This window comes from Streptomyces cavernicola, from assembly GCF_029968035.1.
Taxonomy (GTDB): domain Bacteria; phylum Actinomycetota; class Actinomycetes; order Streptomycetales; family Streptomycetaceae; genus Streptomyces; species Streptomyces cavernicola.
The window spans coordinates 26365-37963 of sequence record NZ_JASCIQ010000058.1; the positions used below are offsets into that span (position 1 = coordinate 26365).

The following is an 11599-nucleotide window of genomic DNA, read 5'->3' on the forward strand; positions in this document are numbered from 1 at the left end:
GTCGGATGACGCAAGCCTACGCACCAGCCTTGAGCCCCCGCAGAGTCAACATCAGCAGGCGGTCGGCCAACTCCGGGTCGCCCGGCGTCTCCTCCGCGGCCAGCGCAATCGCGTTGGTCAGCTGGAGCAGATCGCCGATCGTGATGTCCGAGCGCACCGAGCCGGCCTCCTGCGCCCGTACGAGCAGTGCGCCGCCCGCCTCGCGCATCGGCGCGCTGCAGCGGGCGAGCGCCGAACTGTCGTCCTGGGACACCGACATGAGGGCCCGCGACAGGCCCCGGTACTCGCCCGCGTGCGTCACGATCGCCCGCAGCCACTCGACGAGCGCCGCGCACGGCTGCGGATCGTCGAGCAGCTCCCGCGAGCGCGTGAGGAGCGCGCACACCGCGTCCTCGAAGACCGCACTCAGCAACGCCTGGCGGTTCGGGAAGTGCCGGTACAGCGTGCCGATGCCGACGCCGGCACGCCGCGCGATGTCCTCCAGGGACGCGTCCGTGCCGTGCTCGGCGAACGCGGCCCGGCCCTCGGCGAGCAGCCGGTCGTAATTGCGCCGCGCGTCGGCACGCATCGGGCGCACCGCGGTGGGCACCGCGTCGGCTCGCCCGGTGCTGGTCGTCATGACAGGTCCTTCCCTACCTTGCGCTGGTCTGTTTCCAGGATGCCACCCCGTACGGTGCGCGAACGCCCGGTCACGAAGCGTCCCCGCACCGGCGCAGGCACGGCTCGCCGGGCGCCGCGCGGAACGGGGCGAAGGCCTCCTCGGCCGCCGGGTGGTAGGGGCGGCGCGACATCCGCGTCACCAACCGCCACATCGTGCGCTCCGCCGCCAGCTCCTGCGGCAGCTCAAGCCCGAGCGCGTCCGCGAGCGGCTTACGGCCCAGGTTCACCAACGCCCGTACGGCGGCGGCCCATTCGTCCGTCGCCACCACCGCCGAGCGGTACCAGAGCGGGACAAGGGCGCAGAGCAGCGCGGCCGCAGACAGGACGAGCGCCCGGTCCTCGGCGACGGGCAGCGCGGCGAGCGCGGCGACGGCCACGCCCGCGTGCCCGTAGAGCAGCGCCACGAAGAAGTCCACGCTCGTACGGGACGTCTCCGCCGCACGGCTGGTCTGCGGGGGGACGGCCGCCATCAGCTCGTTCCACAGGACCTGGGTGTCCAGGCGGTAGCGGTCGTGGCCGTACTCCTCGAAGCGGCGGATCGCGTTGGCCAGGCTGGTGGGGCCGACCTGCTCGTCGCGGTGCGGATAGCGCTCCGCGCGCTCGTGCAGCACGCCGAGGCGGATCGGCGAGAGGCGGGCGTCGGGCGTCTCCAGGCGGTCCTTGATGCGCTGTCTTCGGGCCCGCTGCACCCGACAACCGTGGTCGTACGCCCACGCCGGCCACAGCACGTACCCCTCGAGGAAGCGGTAGAGCAGGGTCTGCAGCGCGTTCAGGACCAGGCCGAGCAGGATCGAGCCGAACAGCAGCAGCAGTGCGGCGTCGCCCGCGGTTCCGGGTCGCATCCGGTCCAACGCGCCGAGATCACCCCGGAGTTGGGGCCCGACGGCGAGCAGCAGTACGGCGAGGTTGATGGCGGAGGGCAGCACCCACCCGACCAGCAACGACCAGCCGCCGCCCAGCACGCCCTTCGCGATGTCGCCCATGAGCGGTCAGTCCCTGGGCCAGTCGTCGTCGGGGTCGTTGACGGGGCCGGGTGGGGTGGCGCTGTTGAGGTTGGTGCGATCTCCGATGGCGTAGGTGGACCCGCTGATGTTCCCGAACGCGATGCCCCGGCCGATGACGAGCGGACTGTCGAGGCCGTGCAACGTCGCCCGGACCGGAGTGTCCTGGTCCTCCACCCAGGAGCGCACCGCCTGGAGGAGCTCGTCCACGGCGTCGTCGCCACCGAGCTCGATCACCACCTCGTCCCCGTCCGGACCGAGCTCCACCCGCCAGGCGTCCTCGTCAGCCACGGTGCCGTGCGCCCGATCGCCCAGCCACTCGGCAAGGTGCTCCGGCCCGTGGTTGCCGCTCTCGCTCAACGTGACCCGGATCTCCATCAGACCCCAACTCCCCCCGTTCCAGGCCTACTAGGGCCAGCATAGGGGCCGCCTACGACAGAGGGCCCCCGGCCGAAACCGGGAGCCCTCGTCATACGTACCGGACCGGATGTCAGTCCTTGATCTCGCAGATCGCCGCGCCGGAGGTCAGCGAGTTGCCGACCTCCGCCGTAAGACCCTTGACCGTGCCGGACTTGTGGGCGTTGAGGGGCTGTTCCATCTTCATGGCCTCCAGGACCACGACGAGGTCGCCCTCCTTGACCTCCTGGCCCTCCTCGACCGCGACCTTGACGATCGTGCCCTGCATGGGCGAGGCGAGGGTGTCGCCGGAGGCGGCCGGGCCGGACTTCTTCGCGGCGCGGCGCTTCGGCTTGGCCCCGGCGGCCAGGCCCGTACGGGCGAGGGTCATGCCGAGGGACGACGGGAGGGAGACCTCCAGGCGCTTGCCGCCGACCTCGACGACGACGGTCTCGCGGCCGGTCTCGTCCTCCTCGCCGTCGACCGGGGCGGCGGCGAAGGGCTTGATCTCGTTGACGAACTCGGTCTCGATCCAGCGCGTGTGGATCTTGAACACGCTTTCAGATGTCGCAGTGGTGGAGCCGGTCAGTTCGGGACCGAACGCCGGGTCGACCACGACGGCCTGGTGGAACGGGATGGCCGTGGCCATGCCCTCGACCTTGAACTCGGCGAGGGCACGCGCCGCACGCTGCAGCGCCTGCTCGCGCGTCGCGCCGGTGACGATCAGCTTGGCCAGGAGGGAGTCCCAGGCCGGGCCGATGACCGAACCCGACTCGACGCCCGCGTCCAGGCGGACACCCGGACCCGTCGGCGGCTGGAACAGCGTCACCGTGCCGGGCGCGGGCAGGAAGTTGCGGCCCGGGTCCTCGCCGTTGATACGGAACTCGAAGGAGTGGCCGCGGACTTCGGGGTCCCCGTAGCCGAGCTCCTCGCCGTCGGCGATGCGGAACATCTCGCGGACCAGGTCGAGGCCGGTGACCTCTTCGGTGACCGGGTGCTCGACCTGCAGACGGGTGTTGACCTCCAGGAAGGAGATCGTGCCGTCCAGGCCGACGAGGAACTCCACCGTGCCGGCGCCGACGTAGCCGGCCTCCTTCAGGATGGCCTTCGACGCCGCGTACAGCTCGGCGTTCTGCGCCTCGGAGAGGAACGGCGCGGGGGCCTCCTCGACGAGCTTCTGGTGGCGGCGCTGCAGCGAGCAGTCACGGGTGGAGACCACGACGACGTTGCCGTGTTTGTCGGCCAGGCACTGCGTCTCCACGTGCCGCGGCTTGTCCAGGTAGCGCTCGACGAAGCACTCGCCGCGACCGAAGGCGGCGACGGCCTCGCGGACCGCGGAGTCGTACAGCTCCGGCACCTCTTCGAGGGTGCGGGCCACCTTCAGACCGCGACCGCCACCGCCGAAGGCGGCCTTGATCGCGATGGGCAGGCCGTGCTCCTCGGCGAAGGCGACGACCTCCGCGGAGCCGGAGACCGGGTCGGGGGTGCCCGCGACCAGCGGGGCGCCCGCGCGCTGCGCGATGTGCCGGGCGGCGACCTTGTCGCCGAGGTCGCGGATGGCCTGCGGCGGCGGGCCGATCCAGATCAGGCCGGCGTCGAGGACGGCCTGCGCGAACTCCGCGTTCTCGGAGAGGAACCCGTACCCGGGGTGGACCGCGTCCGCACCCGAGTCCTTCGCCGCGGCAAGCACCTTGGCCATGTCCAGATAGCTGGTGGCCGGGGTGTCACCGCCCAGGGCGAACGCCTCGTCGGCCGCACGGACATGCAGCGCGTCCCGGTCCGGATCGGCGTAGACGGCCACACTCGCGATCCCGGCGTCCCGGCACGCTCGGGCCACGCGGACAGCGATTTCGCCACGGTTGGCGATGAGCACCTTGCGCACGTTGGCTCCCTCCTTGAAACAAGCTGAGTTTAGGGACTGCCGACACGGCCAATCGACCCGTCCCCAACCGTGAGCTTGCCCACACGGAGTGTTATTCGGGGGTCGTTCGAGTCACGAAATCCCTTGTCGCACCACGGTACGACGGGATCCTGAACCGCACAGTAACGGGACGGTGTGGCGCAGGTCTCTGTCTGTGAGGGCAGTGGCCGATCTGGTTCTTTGTGGAGTCCCTACGAATGGCGGTAGCAATCTTTGCCGCGCCACGGAGTCTTGTCCCGGGGTTTACCCGTTAGTAGCGTTTGCGGCGCCCTCGGATGTACCGGGGGTAACGGCTTGGGAAAGTGGGTGGGGGCCCGTGGCGCGCAGACCGGTGGCCTTGGCAGCGGCGCTCGTGATCGTCGTGGAGGCGGTCGGGATCGCGTGGTTGAACTGGTTCCTCGGCCTTGTCGTGGAGAACCAGCAGATGTCCCTGGCGGGGCTCGACCCGCACGCGATGACCGTCGGCTCCTGGGCGGCGGGCGGTCTGATGGGGCTTTATCTGCTGGTGTGCGGCGCGGTGTTGCTGCGTACGGGACTGCGCGACCGGGCGCCGGGCGGCTTCGGCCGCGTACTGCTGATCTCGGCGGCGGTGCTGCACGGCGTTCTCGGCGCGTTCTCGGTCGGCCTGGTCGGCTGGCCGGCCTTCGCGTTCCTGACGGTCGTACTCGGACTGCTGGTCCTGACCCTCGTCGCGTACGGGAAGCCCGCGGGGCAGGACGGGCGGGAAGCCGGGGCGGCGGGCGCACCGGCGGCCGCGGACGGCCCGAGCCCGGCCTGAGGCTCGGGGCGCTCGGGCCGGGCTCGGGGGCGGCTCGGGGGCGGCTCGGGGTGAACGGGCCGCCGCAGGGCGGGAGTCGACGTCTCCGGGGCCGGGGCCGGGGCCGGGGGATCAGCCCTGGTAGACCATCGTGCAGAGCAGGGTGTCGCCGTCGTCGACGGTCCAGGACCAGTACGTCGTCTGGTCGTTCTGCACGCGCCGGCAGAGGCTGGGGTCGGTGCCCTTGGACGTGTTGTAGACGCCCGTGATGTGCATGATCTGGTTGTACGCGCTGGGCACCTTCTTGGCGGTGCAGTCGACCGCGGTCATCGGGCCCATGCCGACGATCTTGCCGTTCTCCTGGTTGGCCAGGAAGCAGCCGCCCTTGTGGTAGATCCGCGAGAGGCAGAGCTGGGTGGTCTCGCCCGAGGTGGGCGAGGAGTACGTCCAGGTCGCCTCGTTCGTACCGCTGTCGCAGCCGCCGGTGGTGCCGGTGACCTGGACGAGGGCGTCCTCGCTCTTGCAGGAGACCGGGTCCGGGGGCTGCTCGGAGCTCCACTCGACGGTGCTCGTGCCGCCGTGTCCGGTGTCCCAGACCGGCAGGCAGTCGCCGCTGGTGACGTCCTTGAAGGCGCTCTCGGTCGGGTCGGGCGCGGCCGTGGTGGCGTCGGCGCCGTTCTCGGAGTCCATGCCGCCGGAGCCGGAGGAGTCGGCGGTGGGCGCGGCCGAGACGCCGGAGGAGCTCGACGAGTTGTTGTCGCTGCCGCCGCCGAAGGGGTTCGGGATGATGATGAAGACGGCGACGGCGATCACGGCGAGGACCAGGACGCCGACGATGCCGAGGACGATCGCGGTCGTGTTGGTGCTGCCGCGCGGCGACCCGGGCGGGAACGGTCCCTGCGGCGGGCCGAGCGGTCCACCGGGCGGCATGCCCGGCGGCGGGCCCTGCGGGGGGAAGCCGCCCGGCGGCGGTCCCTGCGGCGGACCTGGCGGTCCCTGCGGCGGGCCGAACCCGCCGTCGGGCGGGCCGAACGAGTTGCTCATCTTCTCCCCCGGAACATGCGATGCGAATAACCCTGAGAACACGCCTGTGAACACGCCTGTGAACACGCCTGTGAACACGCCTGTGAACAAGGCTGCGAACGACCCGAGGATGGTATCCGCCCGCGCGGCGCAGGATCCGGGGGGTGACCGGTCAGGAGCCGGTCAGGGGCTGGTCGGGGGCTGGTCGGGGGCTGGTCAGGAGGCCGGGGCCCACAGCTCGGTGATGCCGACGCCGAGCTCCGCGAGCAGCTTGCGGAGGAGCGGCAGGCTGATGCCGATGACGTTCCCGTGGTCGCCCTCGATGCCGTCGATGAAGGGCGCCGAGCGGCCGTCGAGCGTGAACGCCCCTGCCACGTGCAGGGGTTCGCCGCTCGCGACGTACACGGCGATCTCCGCGTCGGACGGCTCCCCGAAGCGGACGGTAGTGGAGGCGGTCGCGGAGGCGCGGCGGCCGGTGGCGGTGTCGATCACGCAGTGCCCGGTCTGCAGCACGCCCGCGCGGCCGCGCATCGACTTCCAGCGGGCGGTGGCCTCCTCGGCGTCGGCGGGCTTGCCGAGCGCCTCGCCGTCGAGTTCGAGGACCGAGTCGCAGCCGACGACCAGGGCGCCCGCGGCCTGCTCGCGCCCGGCGACCGCCTCGGCCTTGGCCTCCGCCAGGACGCGGGCCAGCTCGCTCGGGGTCGGCGCGGTGAGCGCGTCCTCGTCCACCCCGCTGACGATCACCTCGGGGTCGAGCCCCGCCTGACGCAGGAGCCCGAGCCGGGCGGGGGACTGGGAGGCGAGGACGAGGCGGCGGCGCTGATCGGTCATGGGGAGAGGGTAGCCAGCGCGTGGCGGGGGCCGCGGCCGGGCCCGTACGAACAGGAGGCCCGTACGAACAGGAGGCCCGTACGACGAAGGGCGCCCCGCGGACCCCCTCCCCGAGCGAGGGAGTCCGCGAGGCGCCCGAGACCGTGCGGCGCGAAGAGCGGGTGGCTCAGCGCTTCTGCAGCACCGCCTGCATGACCGCCTTGGCGATCGGGCCGCCCAGCTTGCCGCCCGCGATCTGGTCGCGCGGGATGTCCTTCCCCGGGTCGACGAAGACGGCCACGGCGACCTTCTTGCCCTCCGCGTTCTTGCCGTACGAGATGAACCAGGCGTACGGCGGCAGCTTGTTGTCGACGCCGTGCTGGGCCGTGCCCGTCTTGGCGCCGACCTCGATGCCGTCGATCAGGGCGGGCTGGCCGGAGCCCTGCTCGGCGGTGAAGACCATCGCCTCGCGGACCTTGTCCGCGGTCTCGGCGGAGACGGGCTGCGCCATCTCCTTCGGTTCGGTCTTCTCCAGGGTGCTCAGATCCGGGCCGCGCAGCTCGTCGATCATGTGCGGCTGCATCAGCTTGCCGTCGTTGGCGACGGCGGAGGCGATCATGGCGATCTGCAGCGGGCTCGCGGTCAGGGAGCCCTGGCCGATGCCGGTGAGGGCGGTCTGCGGCCTGTTGATGTCGCTCGGGTAGACGGAGACGCCGGCCCGCACCGGGATGTCCAGGTCGCGCTTGTTGAAGCCGAACTTCTCGGCGGTCTTGCGCATGTCGTCCTTGCCGATCTCGGCGGCGAGCTTCGCGAAGACCGTGTTGCAGGAGTACTGCATGGCGACCTTGAGCGAGGCGTTCTCGCAGACGCCGCTCTTGTTCAGGTTCGGCAGCTCGGTCCTGGTGTCCGGCAGCAGCCACGGCTCCGGGGTGTCCGTGGGCGCGTCGATGTCGGTGACCTTGCCGGACTCGATGGCGGCGGCCGCGGTGAGCACCTTGAAGGTGGAGCCGGGGGCGTACGTCTCCTTCAGCGCGCGGTTGTTCAGCGGCTTGTTCTTGTCCTTCTGCAGCCGTTCCCAGGCCTTGGCGTCCTTGTCGGACATGCCCGCGAAGGTGGACGGGTCGTACGACGGGGTGGAGACGAGGGCGAGGACCCGGCCGGTGTCGGGGTCGAGCGCCGCGACGCCGCCCTTGAGGTTGCCGAGGCCCTCGTAGGCGGCCTTCTGCGCGTCCGGGTCGATGGTGGTGACGACGTCGCCGCCGCGCTGCTCCTCGTTGGTGAACATGTTGAGGGTGTTCTTCAGGAACAGCCGGTCGTCGGACCCGGAGAGCAGCTCGTCGTTCAGGTTCTCCAGCTGGTTGGAGCCGAAGGCCTGCGAGGCGTAGCCGGTGACGGGGGCGTACATCGGGCCGTCCTTGAACGTCCGCTTGTACTTGAAGTCGTTGCCCTCGACCAGCTTGGACCCGGTGATCGGCTTGCCGTCGACGATGATGTCGCCGCGCGGCTTCGCGTACCGGTCGATGGCGACGCGGCGGTTCTTCTCGTGCTTGGCGAGCGGCTCGCCCTGTGCGTACTGGATCCAGTTCGCACGTATCAGCAGTGCGAGCACGAGTAGCCCGCAGAACACGGCTATGTGCCGCAGAGGCCTGTTCACCGAAGCCGATCCTTTCGATCAGTCCATTCCGCTGGAGTAGGACGGAAAGGACGACCTCATGGTTGCCTACGCGGTCGGCCTCGGTTCGGTCAGGGTGCGCCCAGGACGAGCATCGCCAGGATCATGGCGAGGGCGAGGAGGAGCCCCGCGCGCCTCAACATCGCCTGAGTTTCCCGGAGTTCCTCCGGTGGCTCGTCTTTCGGGTCGGACCAGAGCATGAGCTCGATAGTCGCGCGTAGGGGGCGGGCACGCCTGAGTACGGGTACTTACTTTGTTCCCCGCCCCGCCCCTTCCCGAACTGGGGCTCCGCCCCAGACCCCGCTCCTCAAGCGCCGGAGGGGCTGGATTTTGCGGGCGTGGGGCGGGTTTTCAAGGGGCGCGGGGAACTGCGCGACCAGCCACGGCGGCGGGAAAGCCGAAGTACGGCCGGGGCCCGGGGGCGGTAGCCCCCGAAGCCGTCGGCGGCCGGGCTACACCGGCCAGTACGTGCGGGACCACGTGTTCGGGCCCGGCTGCGGCAGGCGGGTGCGGGCCACGCGGGCCGGGTCGGACCACGCGTCCGCCGGCGCGGGAGCGCCGCCCTGCACCGCGGACGCGGCGAGCGCGGCGGCCCGCGCCTGGACCACGGTGAGCGCCGCGGCCAGCTCCTCAGGGGTCGGGTTGCCCCGTACGACCTTGATCATGGGTCCTCCTAAAGGCCTACAGGGGAATGTTGCCGTGCTTCTTCGGCGGCAGGGACTCCCGCTTCGTACGCAGCGTGCGCAGTCCGCGGACGACCTGGCGGCGGGTCTCGGACGGCATGACGACCGCGTCGATGTACCCGCGCTCGGCGGCCGTGTACGGGTTGAGGAGCGTGTCCTCGTACTCCTGGATCAGCTGGGCGCGGACGTCCTCGCGGTCGGACTCGGCGGTCGCGGCGATCGTGCGGCGGTGCAGGATGTTGACCGCGCCCTGGGCGCCCATGACCGCGATCTGCGCGGTCGGCCAGGCCAGGTTGAGGTCGGCGCCGAGGTGCTTGGACCCCATGACGTCGTACGCGCCGCCGAAGGCCTTGCGCGTGATGATCGTGATCAGCGGGACCGTGGCCTCGGCGTAGGCGTAGATCAGCTTGGCGCCGCGGCGGATGATGCCGGTGTGCTCCTGCTCGACGCCCGGCAGGAAGCCGGGGACGTCCACGAAGGTCAGCACGGGCACGTTGAAGGCGTCACACGTCCGCACGAAGCGCGCGGCCTTCTCGGAGGCGTCGATGTCGAGGCAGCCGGCGAACTGCATCGGCTGGTTGGCGACGATGCCCACCGGGTGGCCCTCGACCCGGCCGAAGCCGGTCACGATGTTCGGCGCGAACATGGCCTGCGTCTCGAAGAACTCCCCGTCGTCCAGGACGTGTTCGATGACGGTGTGCATGTCGTACGGCTGGTTCGCGCTGTCCGGGATCAGCGTGTCCAGCTCGCGGTCCTCGTCGTTCGTCTCCAGGTCCGCCTCCTCCGGGAAGGCGGGCGGCTCGGAGAGGTTGTTCGACGGCAGGTACGAGAGCAGCGACTTGACGTAGTCGATCGCGTCCTTCTCGTCGCCGGCCATGTGATGGGCCACGCCCGAGGCCGAGTTGTGCGTACGGGCGCCGCCCAGCTCCTCGAAGCCGACGTCCTCACCGGTGACGGTCTTGATGACGTCCGGGCCCGTGATGAACATGTGCGAGGTCTGGTCGACCATGACCGTGAAGTCGGTGATCGCGGGGGAGTAGACCGCGCCGCCCGCGCAGGGGCCGACGATCAGGGAGATCTGCGGGATGACGCCCGAGGCGTGGGTGTTGCGGCGGAAGATCTCGCCGTACATGCCGAGGGCCATGACGCCCTCCTGGATGCGGGCGCCGCCGGAGTCGTTGATGCCGACGACCGGGCAGCCCGTCTTCAGGGCGAAGTCCATGACCTTCATGATCTTCTGCCCGAAGACCTCGCCGAGGGCCCCGCCGAACACGGTGAAGTCCTGCGAGAAGACCGCGACCGGGCGGCCGTCGACCGTGCCGTAACCGGTCACCACACCGTCGCCGTAAGGCTTGTTGGCGTCCAGGCCGAAGGAGGTCGAGCGGTGCCGGGCGAACTCGTCGAGCTCGACGAAGGAACCCTCGTCCAGGAGCAGGTCGATCCGCTCACGGGCCGTCAACTTGCCCTTGGCGTGCTGTTTTTCCACCGCTCGCGCCGACCCGGCGTGCGTCGCTTCCTCGATGCGGCGCTGCAGATCCGCGATCTTTCCTGCGGTGGTGTGGATGTCGATGGCGCTCTGCGCTTCCGGCTCGGACATCGGGATTGCGGCTCCCTGGCTGGTCACGGGTTCATGGGGACGTGCGCTGGGGTGGGGAATTCGGCTCGCTACTGATCCGTAGCGTAATGGCGTGGGCACGCCTCGGCAGTGCGGCATTTACCACACCTAGGCTGTCTTGCATGACGCCATCGAAGTCCTCAGGATCTGCGCCCGACCCGTCGTCGAACCCCACGCCGACCTCCGCTTCGAACCCTGCTTCGAGCACCGGCTCCGGCCCCTGGTCCGACCTGGACCGGCCGCCGCTGAGCGCAGCCTCGCTGCGCCGCGCGCTGGTCCGGCCCGGCGGGCTCTGGACGGTTCTCGACGTGGTGCAGAGCACCGGGTCCACCAACGTCGACCTCGCGGCCCGTGCCGTGGACGACGCCGAGGGCGCCGTGCTCATCGCCGAGGAGCAGACTGCCGGGCGCGGCCGCCTCGACCGCAGCTGGACGGCGCCCGCGCGCTCCGGGATCTTCCTCTCCGTGCTGCTCAAGCCGCGCGAGGTGCCGGTCGAGCGGTGGGGCTGGCTGCCGCTGCTCGCCGGCGTCGCCACGGCCACCGCGCTCTCCCGCACCGCGGGCGTCGACACCGCCCTGAAGTGGCCCAACGACCTGCTCGTCACGGTCGACGGCGAGGAGCGCAAGGCCGGCGGCATCCTCGCCGAGCGGGCCGGGGCGGGCGACGCGGCCGGGGTGGTCCTCGGCATCGGCGTCAACGTCACCCTCGGCGCCGACGAACTCCCCGTGCCGGGCGCGGGCTCCCTCGCCCTCGCCGGCGCGAAGTCCACCGACCGCGACCCGCTGGTCCGCGCCCTGCTCCGCTCCCTGGAGCAGTGGTACGGCGACTGGCGCGCGGCCGCCGGCGACCCGGCCGCGTCCCGCCTGCAGGAGACGTATGCGGCGGGCTGCGCGACCCTCGGCCGCCGGGTCCGGGCCGAACTCCCGGGCGACCGCGCCCTGGTCGGCGAGGCCACCGCCCTCGACGCGGACGGCCGGCTCGTCGTCACGACGGCAGACGGCAGCCGGGAGGCGGTCGGGGCGGGCGACGTGGTGCACCTTCGCGCGGAGTGAACCCGGCCC

12 protein-coding genes are annotated in these 11599 nt (G+C 71.2%); 2 read left to right on the plus strand and 10 right to left on the minus strand.

What is annotated here, in order from left to right; genetic code table 11:
* Nucleotides 1-16: 16 nt before the first annotated feature.
* The 4 genes from QIS96_RS35265 to QIS96_RS35280 form a co-directional block, all read right to left on the minus strand.
* The gene (locus QIS96_RS35265) at nucleotides 17-619 is read right to left on the minus strand and encodes a TetR/AcrR family transcriptional regulator (protein ID WP_282546934.1); all 603 of its coding nucleotides are present in this window, start codon (nucleotides 617-619) and stop codon (nucleotides 17-19) included.
* Between the two features lie 70 nt (nucleotides 620-689).
* On the minus strand, nucleotides 690-1643 hold the full coding sequence (locus tag QIS96_RS35270) for a hypothetical protein (RefSeq protein ID WP_282546935.1): 954 nt from the start codon (nucleotides 1641-1643) through the stop codon (nucleotides 690-692).
* Nucleotides 1644-1649: 6 nt separating this feature from the next.
* Nucleotides 1650-2039, minus strand: coding sequence for a hypothetical protein (locus tag QIS96_RS35275; protein ID WP_282546936.1), 390 nt, complete (start codon nucleotides 2037-2039; stop codon nucleotides 1650-1652).
* A 112-nt stretch (nucleotides 2040-2151) separates the two neighbouring features.
* Nucleotides 2152-3939: an acetyl/propionyl/methylcrotonyl-CoA carboxylase subunit alpha gene (locus QIS96_RS35280; protein WP_282546937.1), complete on the minus strand. Its 1788-nt coding sequence runs from the start codon at nucleotides 3937-3939 to the stop codon at nucleotides 2152-2154.
* A gap of 355 nt (nucleotides 3940-4294) precedes the next feature.
* On the opposite strand from QIS96_RS35280, the gene QIS96_RS35285 reads away from it, so the two are divergent.
* A complete protein-coding gene (locus tag QIS96_RS35285; RefSeq protein ID WP_282546938.1) occupies nucleotides 4295-4756 on the plus strand; it encodes a hypothetical protein in 462 nt (153 codons plus the stop codon).
* A gap of 111 nt (nucleotides 4757-4867) precedes the next feature.
* Here the strand turns inward: QIS96_RS35285 and QIS96_RS35290 are convergent, their stop codons facing one another.
* The 6 genes from QIS96_RS35290 to QIS96_RS35315 all read right to left on the minus strand — a co-directional run bounded on the left by QIS96_RS35290 (nucleotide 4868) and on the right by QIS96_RS35315 (nucleotide 10520).
* Nucleotides 4868-5779 (minus strand): hypothetical protein, encoded by a 912-nt coding sequence (locus QIS96_RS35290; protein WP_282546939.1) that lies wholly within the window; start codon nucleotides 5777-5779, stop codon nucleotides 4868-4870.
* Between the two features lie 195 nt (nucleotides 5780-5974).
* The gene (locus tag QIS96_RS35295) at nucleotides 5975-6589 is read right to left on the minus strand and encodes a Maf family protein (protein ID WP_282546940.1); all 615 of its coding nucleotides are present in this window, start codon (nucleotides 6587-6589) and stop codon (nucleotides 5975-5977) included.
* A gap of 166 nt (nucleotides 6590-6755) precedes the next feature.
* Complete coding sequence (locus tag QIS96_RS35300) at nucleotides 6756-8222, minus strand: peptidoglycan D,D-transpeptidase FtsI family protein (protein WP_282546941.1); 1467 nt, start codon at nucleotides 8220-8222, stop codon at nucleotides 6756-6758.
* An 89-nt stretch (nucleotides 8223-8311) separates the two neighbouring features.
* Nucleotides 8312-8440 (minus strand): morphogenic membrane protein MmpB, encoded by a 129-nt coding sequence (mmpB, locus tag QIS96_RS35305; protein WP_282546942.1) that lies wholly within the window; start codon nucleotides 8438-8440, stop codon nucleotides 8312-8314.
* A gap of 252 nt (nucleotides 8441-8692) precedes the next feature.
* Nucleotides 8693-8905 (minus strand): acyl-CoA carboxylase subunit epsilon, encoded by a 213-nt coding sequence (locus QIS96_RS35310; RefSeq protein WP_282546943.1) that lies wholly within the window; start codon nucleotides 8903-8905, stop codon nucleotides 8693-8695.
* Nucleotides 8906-8921: 16 nt separating this feature from the next.
* Nucleotides 8922-10520, minus strand: a complete 1599-nt coding sequence (locus tag QIS96_RS35315; protein WP_282546944.1) for an acyl-CoA carboxylase subunit beta — start codon at nucleotides 10518-10520, stop codon at nucleotides 8922-8924.
* Between the two features lie 140 nt (nucleotides 10521-10660).
* Between QIS96_RS35315 and QIS96_RS35320 the strand changes: the two genes are divergently transcribed.
* The gene (locus QIS96_RS35320; RefSeq protein WP_282546945.1) at nucleotides 10661-11590 is read left to right on the plus strand and encodes a biotin--[acetyl-CoA-carboxylase] ligase; all 930 of its coding nucleotides are present in this window, start codon (nucleotides 10661-10663) and stop codon (nucleotides 11588-11590) included.
* Nucleotides 11591-11599 lie beyond the last annotated feature (9 nt).

Coding starts and splice junctions, on each gene's coding strand:
- QIS96_RS35275 (WP_282546936.1), bottom strand. CDS start 2,039: ATGGAGATCCGGGTCACGTTGAGCGAGAGCGGCAACCACGGGCCGGAG.
- QIS96_RS35270 (WP_282546935.1), bottom strand. CDS start 1,643: ATGGGCGACATCGCGAAGGGCGTGCTGGGCGGCGGCTGGTCGTTGCTG.
- QIS96_RS35265 (WP_282546934.1), bottom strand. CDS start 619: ATGACGACCAGCACCGGGCGAGCCGACGCGGTGCCCACCGCGGTGCGC.
- QIS96_RS35310 (WP_282546943.1), bottom strand. CDS start 8,905: ATGATCAAGGTCGTACGGGGCAACCCGACCCCTGAGGAGCTGGCCGCG.
- mmpB (WP_282546942.1), bottom strand. CDS start 8,440: ATGCTCTGGTCCGACCCGAAAGACGAGCCACCGGAGGAACTCCGGGAA.
- QIS96_RS35295 (WP_282546940.1), bottom strand. CDS start 6,589: ATGACCGATCAGCGCCGCCGCCTCGTCCTCGCCTCCCAGTCCCCCGCC.
- QIS96_RS35290 (WP_282546939.1), bottom strand. CDS start 5,779: ATGAGCAACTCGTTCGGCCCGCCCGACGGCGGGTTCGGCCCGCCGCAG.
- QIS96_RS35320 (WP_282546945.1), top strand. CDS start 10,661: ATGACGCCATCGAAGTCCTCAGGATCTGCGCCCGACCCGTCGTCGAAC.
- QIS96_RS35315 (WP_282546944.1), bottom strand. CDS start 10,520: ATGTCCGAGCCGGAAGCGCAGAGCGCCATCGACATCCACACCACCGCA.